Origin of the sequence: Streptomyces sp. NBC_01264 (assembly GCF_026340675.1) — a bacterium.
Lineage (GTDB): Bacteria > Actinomycetota > Actinomycetes > Streptomycetales > Streptomycetaceae > Streptomyces.
Window position 1 is genome coordinate 1161975 of record NZ_JAPEOX010000002.1, and the last position, 14966, is coordinate 1176940.

Genomic DNA, 14966 nt, shown 5'->3' on the forward strand with positions numbered 1-14966 from the left:
GCGCGCCCAGAGTCTCCGTCCCCCCGGTCCCCCTGTCAACGCCCCCCCAGCCGCCGACGGGGCCCCGACCTGCGCGCCTGCCGCATGCCGCGCCCGCGCCGGCCGGCTGGATCGCCCGCAGGGCGGCTTCAGCCCCGCGGCCGCGTGAGGGGCGCGGCCCCGGCAGCCCGGGCGCAGCCCCGGGCCGTCACCCGCGGCCGACCAACAGCCGGGATCCGGGCCACAGCGGGGGTCCGAGCCGCAGCCGGGCTCCGAGCCGCAGCCGGGGTCCAAGCCCCAGCCCGCCCGGAGCGGAGCGACGAGCTCACGTCGAGTCCCGCGGCACCGCCACCGCCGCCATCAGGTCGTGCCTGCGCACGACCGCCGCGGGGTCCCGTACCGCCTGGTCCACCAGCGCCGCCAGCCGCTCCCCCGTCGGCATCTCGATCTGCACCGTGCTGAGCCTCGGCCGCAGCAGCCGCCCGATCAGCAGGTCGTCGGCGCCCATGACGGCCACGTCCTGCGGCACCCGCAGTCCCACGTCCTGGAACGCCCGCATCAGCAGCATCGCGTACTCGTCGTTGTACGCGAACGCCGCCTCCAGACCGAGCGATTCCCACCGCTCCGCCAGTTCCGCGGCCGACTCCTCCGAGTAGGCCATCCGCAGGGCGACGATCTCGGCCCCCGCCACGGACCGGGCTCCTTCGAGCCGGGGCGTGGAGAACAGCCCGAGCCCTTCCTCCTCCGGAACGACCACGCCGATCCGTCGCCGCCCCTGCTCCACCAGGTGCTCCGCCGCCCGCGCGCCTACCTCCGCCTGGTCCATGACCAGCGCGTGCGCCCCGGGAACGGCTTCCGGCCCCATCGTCAGCACCGCGCGCGCCCCGGCCCGCTTGAGCGTGGCCACGTTGTGCGCGGACAGGGTGATCTCGCCGAGGGAGAGCACCGCGACGGGCCGGAGTTCGGCCCAGGCCCGCGCGGCCTCGTCACCGGTGAGGCCGAGGCTGCCGTACTGGACCACGGTGTAGTCCAGGGCGCGCAGCGCCCACTGCAACTCGTTGAGGAAGGCGCTGTACAGCGGCCCGATCGGCACGTGCGAGGTGGGCAGCAGCACGATGCGCGTGTGCCCGGCGCGCAGGCTGCGGGCGGCGGCGTGGGGGACGTAGCCGAGCTCTTCGGCGGCCTCGCGCACCTTGCGGCGGGTCGGCTCGCTGATGCGTACGGCTTCCGCGTTGTTCAGGACGTACGAGACCGTCGCGCGCGACACTCCGGCGAGACGGGCGACGTCGGCGCTGGTCGGCACGGGTGGCTGAGGCTGCGGCGGCGCTGTGGGGGGCTTCGGTGACTGAGACATTGCCGTGGCATCTTTCCAGACCGTTTGTGCCCGGGGGCTAGCGGATGGCCGGAAACCAATGCTACACAGTGGTTACACGATTCACTGACACGTGTAACCAAGGCGTCACCGCAGCTTCATCAAAGGTGTCTCCCCACGTGCCCCACGCGTCCGTGCCGTGTCCGGTCGTGCCGCCGTCCTGTCGCGTTCCGTCGCACCCCCGCCGTCGCGACAGGGCGGCGCGCACTCCTCCCCACGCTCTTCCCACACCCCTCAGTGCACCCCTCCGTACCCCTCTCCATACCCCTCGCCCCTTCCCAAACTGCCCAGGAGGGCACCGTGGCCCTTTCCTCCCCCGGCACCGGCACCGCCGCCGCCACCACCGACGCCCCCGCCTCCCGGCGCGGCCTGCTCCCCTTGCTGCTCGTCGGCAACGGAGCCATGTACGCCCTCTACATCGGCGTCGCCGGCGTACTCCTCGCCCTCCAGGTCGAAGACATCGACGCGGCGAACAAGGTCTCCAACTTCGGCCTGATCGCGGGGGTCTCGGCGATCTTCGCGACGGTCTTCAACCCGGTCGCGGGCGCCCTGTCCGACCGCAGCGGACGGCGCAACCCCTGGATCCTGGGCGGTGGGCTCGCCGCGATACCGGCGATGTTCCTGCTCGGCGTCGCGGACACGATCCTGCTCATCACCATCGCCTGGTGCCTCGGCCAGGCCGTGATGAACATCTACCAGGCCGCCATCACCTCCGTGGTCCCCGACCGGGTGCCCATGAGCGCGCGCGGCAAGGCCTCCGCCGCCGTCGGCCTCGGCCTGCCGCTGGGCTCGACCGTCGGCGCCCTGATCGGCGCGGCGTTCTCGGACGACTACCGCACCGGGTACCTGATCTTCGGCGCGCTCGTGGCCGGCGCCGCCGTCCTGTTCACCGTCTGCACCCGCGAGGAACGGCGCCCGGCCAAGCCCTCCATGCCGGTCAAGGACCAGCTCGCCGCCTTCGCGAGCGCCCTCAAGGACCACGACTTCCGCTGGGCGTTCATCGGGCGGGCGCTGCTGGTCCTCGGCTACTTCGCGGTGAGCGGCTACCAGTTGTACATCCTCCAGGACCACACCGTGCTGCCCGAGGGCATGAAGCCGGAGGCGGCCGTGGCCGTCCTGATGCCGCTGACGAGCGTGGCGATGGTCGTCTCCACCGTCCTCGGCGGCTGGCTCTCGGACAAGTACGACCGCCGCAAGCTCTTCGTCGGCGCCTCCGCCCTGCTGTCCGCCATCGCCCTGGTGATCCCGGCCCTGTCGACCAGCTGGGCGGCCATGCTGGCCTTCGCCGTGATCAACGGCCTCGCGTTCGGCTGCTACATGGCCGTGGACACCGCACTGGTGACGATGGTGCTTCCCAAGGCCGAGGACGCCGCCCGCGACATGGGCGTACTCAACATCGCCAACGCGGGCCCGCAGATCGTCGCCCCCTTCATCGCCTCGGTGATCGTGTCCGTGAGCGGCGGCTACACGGCCCTGTTCATCGTGGCCGCCGCCCTGGCGGTGGCGGGCGCCCTGGCGGTCAAGCCGATCCGCAGCGTCCGCTGAGGCGGGCCGGGCTCCCGGACTGCTGCCCCGCTCCACCCCACCCCACCGATGCCCTGGGCATCACCCCTGATCCCCCGATACCCCGATCCTCGGATCCCCTGATTCTCTGAAGACGAAAGGCACCACCGTGCAGCTCCACACCCGCACCTGGGGCGAAGGCGACCGCATCGCCCTCCTGATCCACGGGATCATGGCCGACCACCGGACCTGGCGCCGGGTGGGCCCCGCCCTCGCCGAGCGCGGTTACCGCGTCATCGCCGTGGACCTGCGCGGCCACGGCGCCAGCGGCCGGGGCGAGTACAGCCCCGAGGCCTTCGCCGACGACCTGGCCGAAACCCTCCCGGTCGGCGCCGAACTCGCCATCGGCCACTCCCTCGGCGGCCTGACCCTCTCGAAGGCCGTCGGCCGACTGAAGCCGAAGCGTGCCGTGTTCTCCGACCCCGCCTGGCACCTGGCGGAGCTCGGCGAGGGCTTCGGCCCCGAGATGTTCGCCCAGTTCAAGTCCGCGCCCAGGGAGCAGATCCAGGCGATGAACCCGCGCTGGGAGGAGGCCGACGTCGACGTCGAACTGGCCACCCTGGCCCTCTGGGACGAGGCGACCGCCCTGAGTCTGGCTCCGCTGGCGGGTACGGACCTGCTGCCGGCCGCACCGGCGGTCCCCTCGCTGGTGCAGCTGGCGGACCCGAGCTTCCTGATCTCACCGGAGCGCGCGGCGCTCCTCAAGGAGCGCGGCTTCGAGGTCCGCTCGGCGAACGGCGCCGGCCACACCATCCACCGGGACGACTTCGACGGCTTCATGGCGTCGCTGGAGGGCTGGATCTGACAACCGGCCCCACCACCGGGGGCCTCCTCCCACCCACCCTCTCGGAAGAACTCCCGTTCGGCCGAGGGGGTGGCGTCAGTCGAGCACGGCCGTGGCTTCGACCTCGACGAGAAGATCGGGTTCCCCCAGTGCCGCGACGCCCAGCAGCGTGATCGGCTTGACGGGGTCGATGCCCAGCTTGGCCGCCGCCCGGGCCACGCCCTCCCCCAGCAGCGGCATCTTCTCGGGGCTCCAGTCGACGACGTAGACGGTCAGCTTCGCCACGTCGTCGAAGGATCCGCCGATCTCGGCCAGGGCGATGCCGATGTTGAGGTAGCACTGCTCGACCTGAGCGGCGAAGTCCCCCTCGCCGACACGGCGGCCCTCGGCATCGCGCGCGACCTGACCCGCGAGGAACACCAGTTTCGACCCGGTGGCGATCGAGAGCTGACGGTAGACGTCGGGTTTGGGCAGCCCGTTGGGATTGACCAGCTTCACGGTCATGACGGCTCCAATGTCGTCGGGGCGCAGGCTCCGGCGCTGCACCTCTCCAAACCATAGCGCTGTTATGTATTGTCTGGGCATGGCGCGAACCAAGGACCCGGCGATCCGCTCCCGCCTGATCGAGCGGGCCGCGATGATGCTGCGCACCCGCGAACCGGTCACCCTCCGCTCTCTGGTGGCCGGCACCGGCGTATCGACGATGGCCGTCTACACCTACTTCGGAGGCATGGACGGCCTGTGGACGGCCATGCGTCAGGAAGGCTTCAAACACCTGGCAGCCAGGCTCGACGCCGTGGCGATGTCCACGGATCCGGTACGGGACCTGGCCGCTCTCGGAGCCGCCTACGTGAACAACGCGCTGGCCGCCCCCGACCTCTATCGGGTCATGTTCGACGCCGGCTTCGAGCTCGAGGACGCCAAGGCCGCGGACGAGACGCTGCACTGCCTGGTCGGCGCCGTCGAACGCGCCAGGACGGCCGGCCGCTTCCACCAGGACGTCGACCCCCTGACCCTGGCGACGCGGAGCTGGGTGATCGGTCACGGACTCGCGTCCCTGGTCGCGACGGGCCCGTTGCCGCACGAAGTCCTCGCCCAGGGCGTGCCCATGCTGACCGCACTGTTCACGAGCTCGGGCGACGTGGCCGACAGGTGCCGCCGCTCCGTCGAACTCGGCTGGCGGACGTCACCCGCCCCCCACCCGGTAACCTCGCCCGAATGACGGCACTTTCGCATCACAGCAACGGTCACGTCGAGCAGCCCGGCCGGGACGGGGTCACCGCGACCGCCGAGGCCGATCCGAACGCCATCGGGCCGGTGCAGACCTCGTACGCCCCCGATCGCGACGGGGATCCCGACCCGGGCGAGATCGTGTGGACCTGGGTTCCCTTCGAGGAGAACGACGGGCGAGGCAAGGACCGGCCCGTGCTGGTCGTGGCCCGTGAGGGGAGCGGCACGCTCCTCGCCGTGCAGCTGTCCAGCAAGCGGCACGACCACGACCGGGAGTGGGTCCCCATCGGGACCGGCCCCTGGGACAGCGCGGGGCGGGAGTCCTGGGTGGACGTGGACCGGGTGCTGCGCGTGCACGAGGACGGCATGCGGCGCGAGGCCTGCGCACTGGACCGGGGCCGGTTCCAGCTCGTCGTGGACCGGCTGCGGGAGCGGTACGGCTGGCGCTAGCGCCGGCCCGCACCGCCGCCCACCAGGGACGCCAGCACCCGTTCGAAGGTCTCCCGCGTCTCCGGCTTGCGGTCGAGCACGCCGAACACCACCCGTTCGAACACACCGGCGAACCGGCCCGCCAGCAGCGCGCGGAAGGCCTCCGCCACCTGGGCGGGGTCGTTCTGGAAGACCCCGCACCCCCAGGCGCCCAGGACCAGCCCCCGGTACCCGTGCAGCGCGGCCACCTCCAGCACCAGCCGCGCGCGGCGGGCCAGGGCGGCGGGGATCTCAGGCTCCCGGTCCGGTTCCTGGCGGCGGATGGTGCCCGCGTTCGGGGCCGGCGAGGTGAGGAATCCGGCCCGGAAGGGGGTGTCCAGCAGGGTGCCCCGGTCGTCGCGGAAAACGGGGACCCCGGGCGAGTGAATCACCCGGTCGGTGTAGAAGGTGCTGACCTCGGCGCGGTGGATCTCGTAGTACTCCGGGGCCTCCAGGAGGGTCTCGTACAGCGCCGAGGCGCGGCAGAGCGCCTCCTCCTGGGCCTTGGCCCCGCGGACGTAGCCGCCCCCGGGATTCCGGGCCGAAGCGAAGTTCAGGACGGCCACGGAAACGGGTCCCGGGTGTTCCCCCGCGAGTCTGCGGGCGGCGACCGTGCTGCTCTCGCCGGTGACCTCGACGACGGTCCGGTGGGCATCCCGCGCGTCCGGCTCACCTGGAACGACCCGGTTTGGGCCATATATTCTGGTTCCTGCCTTGGCCTCCGCCACGGCGGCGGCGAGCGACACCTGCCGTCCCGACCGCGTCCGGTACCCGCCGGCCGCCACGATCTCCGCATTCTCCCGCGCGATCTCGCGCAATCTGCCGCTCATGCTGTGATCTTCGGCGCTCCGGCACGGCGCCCGCAATGGATTTGTGCCCCGAGGGACGGGTAGGCACGGGTGATGTCAGAGCCGACGACCGGAGACGAGGGCCCCGTCATGCCCCAGGACTCACTCACCCGACTGACCGAAGCCACCGCCGAGGAGCTGCTCCACGGCATCTGTTTCAAGACCGGCCCGCCCCGCCTGCTGGGCGCGGAGCTCGAATGGCTGGTGTTCGACGCCGAGGAACCCGGCCGGCCCGTGTCCCACGACCGCCTCGCCGCCGCGCACGAGGCGGCCCGCGCCCTCCCGCTCGGTTCCGGCGTCACCGTCGAGCCCGGCGGCCAGCTGGAGCTCAGCTCGCCCCCCGCCGCCTCCCTGACCGGCTGCGTCGACGGCCTCCAGGCCGATCTGACCGCCGTCCGGGGCGCCCTGCGCGACCAGGGGCTGGTGCTGCGCGGACTCGGCCAGGACCCGCGCCGTCCGCTGCGGCGGATGCTGGCCAGCCCGCGGTACGAGGCCATGGAGACCTACTTCGACCGCACCGGACCGGCCGGGCGCGCCATGATGCGCGCCTCGGCGTCCGTCCAGGTCAATGTGGACGCCGGGCACGAGGAGCCCGGCCCGCTGGGCCACGGCAGGCGCTGGCGGCTCGCCCACCTCCTCGGTGCGGTGCTGGTCGCCGCCTTCGCCAACTCCCCTGCGCACGAGGGCCCGTACGCCGGCTGGCGGTGCGCCCGCCAAGGGGTCTGGAGCGATCTCGACACCCGGCGCTCCCTCGCCCCGCCGCTGGAGGCGGAGCCGCGCGGTGCGTGGGCCCGGCAGGCGCTGGACACCGAGGTGATGTGCGTGCGGACGCACGAGGAGGGCGCGCCCTGGGCGGTACCGCGCGGGCTGACCTTCCGTGACTGGCTGCGCTCCGACGGTGGCCACGGCGGCTACCGGCCGCCGACCAAGGCCGATCTGGACTACCACCTGACCACCCTCTTCCCGCCGGTACGGCCCCGGGGGCATCTGGAGCTGCGGATGATCGACGCGCAGCCCGGCGAGGACGGCTGGCTGGTCCCGGTGGCGGTCGTGCACGCGCTGTTCGACGACCCGGAGGCCGCGGAGACCGCGTACCGGGTGGCGAAGGGGCTGGCCGACACCTACGGCGCCGGGCCCGCGCCGCGCAATCCGCTGTGGCGGTCCGCCGCCCGGGACGCGCTGTCCGATCCGGAGCTGCGGTCCGCGGCCCGCGCCTGCTTCCGGGCCGCGGTCTCGGCACTGCCCCGGATGGGGGCCGGCGGCCACGTCGTCGACACCGTCGGCGAGTTCACCGAGCGCTACGTGTCCCGCGGCCGCTGCCCGGCCGACGACCGGGCCGAACCTCAGCACGAGAAGGCCCACCCGAACCCGCGCCCACACCCGCAGCAGCCGGCGCGTCCGCACCCGCGAACCCGACCGCAGCCGACGGGCGAGGAGGCACGCTCATGACCGCCGATCCGGAACTCCTGCGCGAGCGGGCGGCCGACGCCCTGACCGCGGCGCGCGTGCGCACGGCCGGGCTCACCGATGCCGTCAGCGAGGCGGAACTGACCGCCCAGCACTCGCCCTTGATGTCCCCGCTGGTCTGGGACCTCGCGCACATCGGGAACATGGAGGAGCTCTGGCTGCTGCGCAACGTGGCGGGCCGCGAGTCCATGCACCCCGAGATAGACCCGCTGTACGACGCGTTCGAGCATCCTCGCGCGGAGCGCCCCAAGCTGCCGCTGCTGAGCCCCGACGAGGCCCGCCGGTACGCCGCCGAGGTCCGCGGCCGGGTCTTCGACCTGCTCGACCGCACCCCCCTGGAGGGCACGGCCCTGCTGGACGGTGGCTACGTCTTCGGGATGATCGCCCAGCACGAACAGCAGCACGACGAGACGATGCTGATCACCCATCAGCTGCGGCAGGGCGCACCGGTGCTGACGGCGCCCGATCCTCAGGCCCCTCAAGGTCCACCGCCACCCGCCGCCGAAGTTCTCGTACCGGCAGGCCCGTTCACGATGGGCACCTCCGCGGAACCCTGGTCGCTGGACAACGAGCGGCCCGCGCACGTCCGCGAGGTCGAGGCGTTCTGGATCGACACCGTTCCGGTGACCAATGCCGCCTACCAGGAGTTCATGGCGGACGGCGGCTACCACGAGGAGCGGTGGTGGGAGCCGGCCGGCTGGGCGGAGATCCGGCGGCACGGGATCGGGGCACCGCTGTTCTGGCACCGCGAGGGCGGTACCTGGCTGCGCCGCCGCTTCGGGGTCACCGAGCCGGTGCCCGGGGACGAGCCGGTGCTGCACGTGAGCTGGTACGAGGCCGACGCGTACGCCCGCTGGGCGGGGCGGCGGCTGCCCACCGAGGCGGAGTGGGAGAAGGCCGCCCGGCACGATCCGCGGGCCGGGCGCTCCACCCGCTACCCGTGGGGCGACGCGGACCCCACGCCCGCGCACGCCAACCTCGGCCAGCGCCACCTGCGGCCGGCCCCGGCGGGCGCCTATCCGGCGGGGGCCTCCCCGCTCGGGGTGCGCCAGCTCATCGGCGACGTGTGGGAGTGGACGGCTTCGGACTTCCTCCCCTACCCGGGCTTCCGGGCGTTCCCCTACCGCGAGTACTCGGAGGTGTTCTTCGGCCCGGAGCACAAGGTGCTGCGCGGCGGTTCCTTCGCCGTGGACCCCGTGGCCTGCCGGGGCACCTTCCGCAACTGGGACCTGCCGGTGCGCCGGCAGATCTTCTCCGGGTTCCGGACCGCGCGCGGCGCCGCCCCCGCAGGCTCGACCGGGAATGCCTGATGTGCCGTCACCTCGCTTACCTCGGGGCGCCCGTGAGCCTCGGCCGGGTGCTGAGCGAGCCCGAGCATTCGCTGGTGCGGCAGTCGTGGGAGCCGCGCCGCCAGCGTTCCGGCACGGTCAACGCCGACGGCTTCGGCGTCGGCTGGTACGCGGAGGGGGACCCGGTGCCCGCCCGCTACCGCCGGGCCGGGCCGATCTGGGGCGACCTGACCTTCAGCGACCTCGCCCGGGTGGTCCGCAGCGGGGCCGTGCTGGCCGCCGTACGGGACGCCACGCGCCCCGGCGCCGACGGGGAGGCGGCGGCGGCCCCGTTCGCGGAGGGCCACTGGCTGTTCAGCCACAACGGCTCGCTGCGGGACTGGCCGGACGCCGTGGCCCCGGTCGCGGCCGGGCTGCCGCCCCAGGAGCTGCTGTCGCTGGCCGCCCGTACGGACTCGGCGCTGGTCTGGGCCCTGGTCCTGCACCGGCTGCGGAGGGACCCGGATCTCGGTGCCGCACTGGCCGGGACGGTACGGGAGCTGGCCGGGGCCGCGCCGGGATCCCGGCTGAACCTGCTGCTGACCGACGGCCGGAGCGTCGCCGCGACGGCCTGGGGGGACTCCCTGTGGTACCTGGCCGACGCCTCTGCGCAGCGGACGGTGGTCGCCTCGGAGCCCTACGACGACGACCCGCGCTGGTGCGAGGTGCCCGACCGGACCCTGCTGACCGCCACCCGCACCGGGGTCGACCTCACCTCCCTGAAGGAGACCCCGGCGAGGGACAGCCCCACCGGAGCACCGCACGGAACGCACGACAGGCAAGCACAGCACGCACCGCACGGAACGCACGCTTCGCACCAAGGAGACGACGGCCAGTGAACGACTTCCAGCTGACCCGCACCCTCGACGAGCACGCCGCCGAGACGGCCCTGCGCGCGGATGTGGCCGACGGCCTGACCAGGTCCCCCAAGTCGCTGCCGCCCAAGTGGTTCTACGATGCCCGGGGCAGTGAACTGTTCGAGGAGATCACCCGGTTGCCCGAGTACTACCCGACGCGCGCCGAGCGGGAGATCCTCCTCGAACGGGCCCGGGAGATCGCCTCGGTGAGCGGGGCCCGCACCTTGGTGGAGCTGGGTTCCGGCTCCTCGGAGAAGACCCGGCACCTGATCGAGGCGCTGCCCGCGCTGGACACGTACGTACCGGTGGACGTGAGCGAGAGCGCGCTGGCCGGGGCGGCGAAGAGCCTGCTCGAGGAGCATCCGGGGCTGCGCGTGCACGCGTTGCTGGCCGACTTCACCCGCGCGCTGCGCCTGCCGGACTCCCCCGGGCCCCGGCTGGTGGTGTTCCTGGGCGGCACGATCGGGAACCTGCTGCCGCCGGAGCGGGCCGTGTTCCTGGCGGACGTACGGGCGATGCTGTCGCCCGGGGACGCGCTGCTGATGGGGACGGACCTGGTGAAGGACCCGGCCGTCCTGGTGTCGGCGTACGACGATGTGCAGGGAGTGACGGCCGAGTTCAACCGGAACGTACTGTCCGTGGTGAACCGGGAGTTGGGCGCGGACTTCCACACCGCCGACTTCGCTCACGTGGCGGTGTGGAACCGGGAGCACGAGTGGATCGAGATGCGGCTGCGGGCGCGGAAGCAGTTGGTGGTGAAGGTCCGGGCGCTGGATCTGGAGGTGCCCTTCGAGGCGGGCGAGGAGATCCTGACGGAGATCTCGGCGAAGTTCCGTCAGGAGGGAGTCCGTAGGGAACTCGCTTCCGCAGGACTGGAGTTGACCCACTGGTGGACCGACGCCGGGGGCCGTTTCGCCCTGTCGCTGTCGGTGGCCGACGGCATCGGCGCCGACGGCTGGGAGGGTACGCCGGGCAGCAGCGGCGCCGCCGGCCGTGACGCGGGTACCGGTTCGGCGAGCACGGCCGCCTGAGCCGCCGCCGCGAGGTCCCGCCGGGTCGTGTACCGGCCGGGCGGGATCCGCGGCAGCAGCCGGACCTCGGCGCACACCCCGCGGGCCCGGGCGATCCGCCAGAGCGAGGCGGTCAGCGGATCGTCGCCGACGAAGGCGGGCGCCCCGGCGGGCCCCCCGTCATCGAGCAGGTAGCTGATCCGTACGGGTTGTACGGGCACCCGTGCGTCCAGCGCGGCCTGGAACGCGGCACGGCGGAACGGGCCTTGGGCGCGCCCGCACCAGGTGGAGCCCTCGGGGTAGACGGTGACGCGGTCGCCGTCGGCCAGGGCCCGGGCGAGGACGCCGACGGTGGCGGGCAGGCTGCGGATCCGGTCGCGCTCGATGTAGACCGTGCCGGCCTGCCGGGAGAGCGGTCCGAGGACCGGCCAGCCGCGGATGTCGCTCTTGGCCAGCATCCGGGAGGGCAGGACCGCGGCCACGAGCAGGATGTCCAGCCAGGAGATGTGGTTGGCGACGATCAGCCGGCCACCGCCGGGGCCGGGTATCCCGTGCACGGTGATCCGTAGTCCGAGGGAGCCCAGCAGCGCGGCGGCCCAGGCCCGTACCAGGACGTGCCGGGGACGCTCCGGAAGCAGGCGCAGCGGCGGGGCGCCCAGGATTCCGAGCAGGACCAGGGCGAGGGCGGCGGCGAGCCTCAGTACCGCGCGCGGCACGCTCGCCGTGCGTCCCTCGTGGGCGGCGCAGTCCGCGGGGGTACAGGGCGAGGTCGGGAGCCAGGCGCTCATGCGGCCGGGGCGAGCGAGAGGAAGTGCTTGAGGTAGCGGGGGTTGGTGCGCCGCAGGGAGAGCAGGACGTACAGGTCGGCGCAGCCGAACTCGGCGTCCAGGGCGGGCTCGCCGCAGACCCAGGCGCCCAGGCGGAGGTAGCCGCGCAGCAGCGGGGGCAGTTCCATCCGGCCGGGGAAGGTGATGCCTTCGGGGTTCCAGGGGAGGTGCGGGGTGACCCGGTACTCGACGGGCGCGAGGCTGCGGGTGAGGACGTTCTCCCGGGTGGCGGCGGCCAGCACCCCGCCGTCGGAGAGCGGTATGGAGCAGCAGCCGGCGAGCCAGTTGTGCCCGGACCGGTCCATGTAGCGGGCGAGGCCGGCCCAGATCAGGGCGATGACGGCGCCGTTGCGGTGGTCGGGGTGGACGCAGGAGCGGCCCACCTCGACCAGGTCGGGGCGGATGGGAGCGAGGGAGGAGAGGTCGAACTCGCCCTCGGAGTAGAGGCGTCCGGCGACGGCGGCACGTTCGGGGGGCAGCAGCCGGTAGGTGCCGACGACCTGCTCGGTCTCCTCCTCCACCACGAGGAGGTGGTCGCAGTAGGCGTCGAAGGCGTCGGCGTCCAGGCCGGGCTCGGGGCCGTCGAGGCGGGCACCGAGCTCTCCGGCGAAGACCAGGTGGCGCAGCCGCTGGGCGGCGCGCACCTCGCTCTCGTCGCGGGCGAGGCGGACGGCGTAGCGGGGTGCGGGGGTGTCGGCCGCCTGCGGGGCGGACGCGGGGGCAAGGAGAGGGGCCGGTGAGGGCGCGGGGGCGGGTGCGAAGACGGAGGCGGGGGACAGCGGGGCGATGGTCATGACGGCTCCTGGTCCGGCACGGGAAGCCAGGCCGGCGGGTGTGTGGCCTGGCTTCTTTACTTCTTCCGTGACCGGCTGGATTCGACATGGCCGCTTCGCGGCCCTTGGATGTGCGGACGCTGAACTTGGTGGGCGGCGGGTCAGCGGTCGGAGCTGAGGACCTTGCTGATGGTGTCGGAGGCCGCCTTCGCCGCCTTCTCGGGGTCCCCACCGGTGAGGACGGCCGTCATGAACGGCTTGATCGGGTTCTTGGCCTCCACCTCGGCCCAGTGGGGGGACTGCGGGGTGGCGCGGCCCTGGGCGGCGCCGGGGGCCATCGCCGTGGCGCCCGCGTTGCCCGCGACCACGTGCGCGAGGGTGGTCTTGTTGGGCACGTAGCTCATCGTGGCGGCCAGCTCGGTCTGCCACTGCTCGCTGACCAGGGCCGTGATCACGTCGACGGCGTGCTTACGCTGCTTCGTCTTCTCGGGGATGATCAGGTCCGAGCCGCCGGTGAAGACCGAGCCGACCTTCTCGGCGGTCTTGCCGGGGATCGGGAAGAAGCCGAGCTTGCCCTTGAGGCCCGGGTTCGCGGCCTCGATGGCGGCGGCCTGGCCGGGCGGGGCGATGATCTGGGCGATCCCGCCGCGGGCGAAGACGTCGGACTGCGGGGGCGTCTCCTCGTCGGCGTCCTTGGGTCCGTCGCCGAGTGCCTGGAGCTGCTTGTAGAACTCCATTCCCGCCAGGGCCTTCTCCTCGTCGAGGGTGCCGACCCACCGGCCGCCGCTCTCGACCGCGAGCTCGCCGCCCTCGTCCCAGACGAACCCGGCGAGGACGTACCAGTTCTGCCCGGCCAGGTAGATGCCCTGCTGGCTGCCCTTGTCGAGCTTCGTCGTGGCCTGGATCCATTCCTGGCGGGTCTTGATCGGCGCCTTGACCCCGGCGCTCGCGAAGAGGTCCTTGTTGTAGATCACCACGCGGTTGGCGGCGTACCACGGGACGCCGAACTGGGCGCCGTTGACCTTTCCGGGCTCGGAAAGGCCCTTCAGCCAGTCCTTGCCGTCCCATTCGCGCAGGGCTTCCAGGGTGAGTTCGGAGACTCCGCCGCCCTCGACGTACTGGGCGACCTGGGTGTTGCCGACCTCGATGACGTCGGCGCCCTCCTCGCTCGTGCCCGCCAGAACGGCGTTCACCTTGTCGCCGATGCCCTTCCACTCCTGGATCTTCACTTCGAGGTCCACGCCGGGGTGTTCCTTCTCGAAGGTGGTGGTGAACTTGCCTATGAACTCCTCGGAGGCGCTGCCCTTCATCAGCCAGAGCGTCACCTTCTGCGCACCTCCGCCCGACCCGGTGAGACTGCAGCCGGTGAGGGCGGTCGCGGCCGCGAGAGCGGTGGACACGGCAAGGAAGCGCATCTTCACGAGGGGTCACCTTCTGGGGATGGATCTCAGATGGCTTGAAATTGGCATAGACCAATGGGTGGGTCAAGGGGGTATCGCTATGGATTGTTCACTCATAGTTCGCGTACCCGGACTTACTGGGGCACCGTAGAACAAGGCAACAGCCACCCAGTGTCGGGAGACCCCCATGTCCAATCACACGTACCGGGTGACCGAGATCGTGGGCACGTCCCACGAGGGCATCGATCAGGCCATCCGCAACGGCATCGCCCGCGCCGGTGAGACGCTGCACCATCTCGACTGGCTCGAAGTCGTTCAGATCAGGGGGCACATCGAGAACGGCGAGATCGCGCACTACCAAGTGGGGATCAAGGTCGGTTTCCGTCTCGACGGCGGGGCCGACGGCGAGGCCTGAGGCCCGGCTCCTCGGGGCGGTACGGGCCTGCGGGCGCTCGCCGGGGGCTCCCGGGGAGCGCCCGACGCCTTACGGGCCTACGGGCTTACGGGCTTACGGGCTTACGGGGCGCCCCTACGGGCTCCTGGGCCCCTCAGGTGCGCCCCTCGCCCTCCTGCGCGTCCTTGAGTTCCGGCGCGTCCGCCGCCCAGTCGGCCAGGACCACCCGGAAGCCCGCCGCGCGCACCGCCTGGCACACCAGCTCGTCGTCGTCCACCAGCATCCGCACCTCGCGGCCCCGCGAGATCCGCCGCAGGACCTCCAGCTTGGTCGTCCGGGCGGGCCGCCGGTCCTGGTTCCCGCGCATCCACACCCGCCCCTCGGGCAGCCCGTTCCGGACGAGCCAGTCCTCCGTGTCCGCGCGGCACCGCTCCGGGCGGCCGGTGAGGTACGTGACCTCGCAGTCGGCCGCGCTCTCCACCGCGAGCGCGATCCCGCGGGTGAGGGGCGGATCGGCCGGGGCCGCACCGAAGAACCCGCTCCAGTCGCGCGGCCGGCGCTCCAGGAAGTGCTGGCGGTGGGCGGTGTCGGCCAGGGTGTTGTCGATGTCGAAGACGGCCAGGGGCCGTCGGTTCTGAGTCTCGGTCACCCCGCCAGCCTAAGCAC

At 72.7% G+C, this 14966-nt stretch carries 15 protein-coding genes and 1 pseudogene; 9 read left to right on the plus strand and 7 right to left on the minus strand.

What is annotated here, in order from left to right:
* Positions 1–304: 304 nt before the first annotated feature.
* Complete coding sequence (locus OG435_RS38210; protein WP_266884275.1) at positions 305–1333, minus strand: LacI family DNA-binding transcriptional regulator; 1029 nt, start codon at positions 1331–1333, stop codon at positions 305–307.
* Between the two features lie 318 nt (positions 1334–1651).
* Here OG435_RS38210 and OG435_RS38215 point away from each other — a divergent pair, with 318 nt between their 5' ends.
* Both OG435_RS38215 and OG435_RS38220 read left to right on the plus strand, forming a co-directional pair.
* Positions 1652–2896: an MFS transporter gene (locus tag OG435_RS38215; RefSeq protein WP_266884277.1), complete on the plus strand. Its 1245-nt coding sequence runs from the start codon at positions 1652–1654 to the stop codon at positions 2894–2896.
* Positions 2897–3023: 127 nt separating this feature from the next.
* Positions 3024–3719, plus strand: a complete 696-nt coding sequence (locus tag OG435_RS38220) for an alpha/beta fold hydrolase (protein WP_266884279.1) — start codon at positions 3024–3026, stop codon at positions 3717–3719.
* Positions 3720–3794: 75 nt separating this feature from the next.
* On the opposite strand, the gene OG435_RS38225 is transcribed toward OG435_RS38220, so the two are convergent.
* Positions 3795–4202, minus strand: a complete 408-nt coding sequence (locus OG435_RS38225) for a RidA family protein (RefSeq protein WP_266884281.1) — start codon at positions 4200–4202, stop codon at positions 3795–3797.
* A gap of 79 nt (positions 4203–4281) precedes the next feature.
* Between OG435_RS38225 and OG435_RS38230 the strand changes: the two genes are divergently transcribed.
* Together OG435_RS38230 and OG435_RS38235 are read left to right on the plus strand one after the other, a co-directional pair.
* Complete coding sequence (locus tag OG435_RS38230) at positions 4282–4920, plus strand: TetR/AcrR family transcriptional regulator (protein ID WP_266884283.1); 639 nt, start codon at positions 4282–4284, stop codon at positions 4918–4920.
* Positions 4917–5378 carry a type II toxin-antitoxin system PemK/MazF family toxin gene (locus OG435_RS38235; protein WP_266884285.1) on the plus strand — a complete coding sequence of 154 codons (462 nt, stop codon included), beginning with the start codon at positions 4917–4919 and terminating at the stop codon, positions 5376–5378. Before OG435_RS38230 ends, OG435_RS38235 begins: the two co-directional genes overlap by 4 nt.
* On the opposite strand, the gene OG435_RS38240 is transcribed toward OG435_RS38235, so the two are convergent.
* Positions 5375–6226, minus strand: coding sequence for a TIGR02452 family protein (locus tag OG435_RS38240; RefSeq protein ID WP_266884287.1), 852 nt, complete (start codon positions 6224–6226; stop codon positions 5375–5377). The genes OG435_RS38235 and OG435_RS38240 overlap by 4 nt on opposite strands.
* 72 nt (positions 6227–6298) lie before the next feature.
* On the opposite strand from OG435_RS38240, the gene egtA reads away from it, so the two are divergent.
* From egtA to egtD, 4 genes are read left to right on the plus strand one after another with little or no spacing between them, the layout of a single operon-like run.
* Positions 6299–7693: an ergothioneine biosynthesis glutamate--cysteine ligase EgtA gene (egtA, locus tag OG435_RS38245; RefSeq protein WP_430625816.1), complete on the plus strand. Its 1395-nt coding sequence runs from the start codon at positions 6299–6301 to the stop codon at positions 7691–7693.
* Positions 7690–9021, plus strand: a complete 1332-nt coding sequence (egtB, locus tag OG435_RS38250) for an ergothioneine biosynthesis protein EgtB (protein ID WP_266884289.1) — start codon at positions 7690–7692, stop codon at positions 9019–9021. Before egtA ends, egtB begins: the two co-directional genes overlap by 4 nt.
* Positions 9021–9878 (plus strand): ergothioneine biosynthesis protein EgtC, encoded by an 858-nt coding sequence (gene egtC / locus OG435_RS38255; RefSeq protein WP_266884291.1) that lies wholly within the window; start codon positions 9021–9023, stop codon positions 9876–9878. Before egtB ends, egtC begins: the two co-directional genes overlap by 1 nt.
* Positions 9875–10927, plus strand: a complete 1053-nt coding sequence (gene egtD, locus OG435_RS38260; RefSeq protein ID WP_266884293.1) for an L-histidine N(alpha)-methyltransferase — start codon at positions 9875–9877, stop codon at positions 10925–10927. Before egtC ends, egtD begins: the two co-directional genes overlap by 4 nt.
* Positions 10928–11160: 233 nt before the next feature.
* On the opposite strand, the pseudogene OG435_RS38265 reads toward egtD, so the two are convergent.
* From OG435_RS38265 to OG435_RS38275, 3 genes and pseudogenes are all read right to left on the minus strand, one after another.
* Positions 11161–11694 (minus strand): annotated as a pseudogene (locus OG435_RS38265) (lysophospholipid acyltransferase family protein); the annotation flags it as partial.
* Positions 11691–12527, minus strand: coding sequence for a GNAT family N-acetyltransferase (locus OG435_RS38270; RefSeq protein WP_266884295.1), 837 nt, complete (start codon positions 12525–12527; stop codon positions 11691–11693). The pseudogene OG435_RS38265 and the gene OG435_RS38270, both read right to left, overlap by 4 nt.
* Positions 12528–12667: 140 nt before the next feature.
* The gene (locus tag OG435_RS38275) at positions 12668–13927 is read right to left on the minus strand and encodes an extracellular solute-binding protein (RefSeq protein ID WP_266884297.1); all 1260 of its coding nucleotides are present in this window, start codon (positions 13925–13927) and stop codon (positions 12668–12670) included.
* Between the two features lie 166 nt (positions 13928–14093).
* On the opposite strand from OG435_RS38275, the gene OG435_RS38280 reads away from it, so the two are divergent.
* Positions 14094–14321, plus strand: coding sequence for a dodecin (locus OG435_RS38280; protein ID WP_266884299.1), 228 nt, complete (start codon positions 14094–14096; stop codon positions 14319–14321).
* A 133-nt stretch (positions 14322–14454) separates the two neighbouring features.
* Here the strand turns inward: OG435_RS38280 and OG435_RS38285 are convergent, their stop codons facing one another.
* Positions 14455–14949 (minus strand): hypothetical protein, encoded by a 495-nt coding sequence (locus tag OG435_RS38285; protein ID WP_266884300.1) that lies wholly within the window; start codon positions 14947–14949, stop codon positions 14455–14457.
* Positions 14950–14966: the final 17 nt, after the last annotated feature.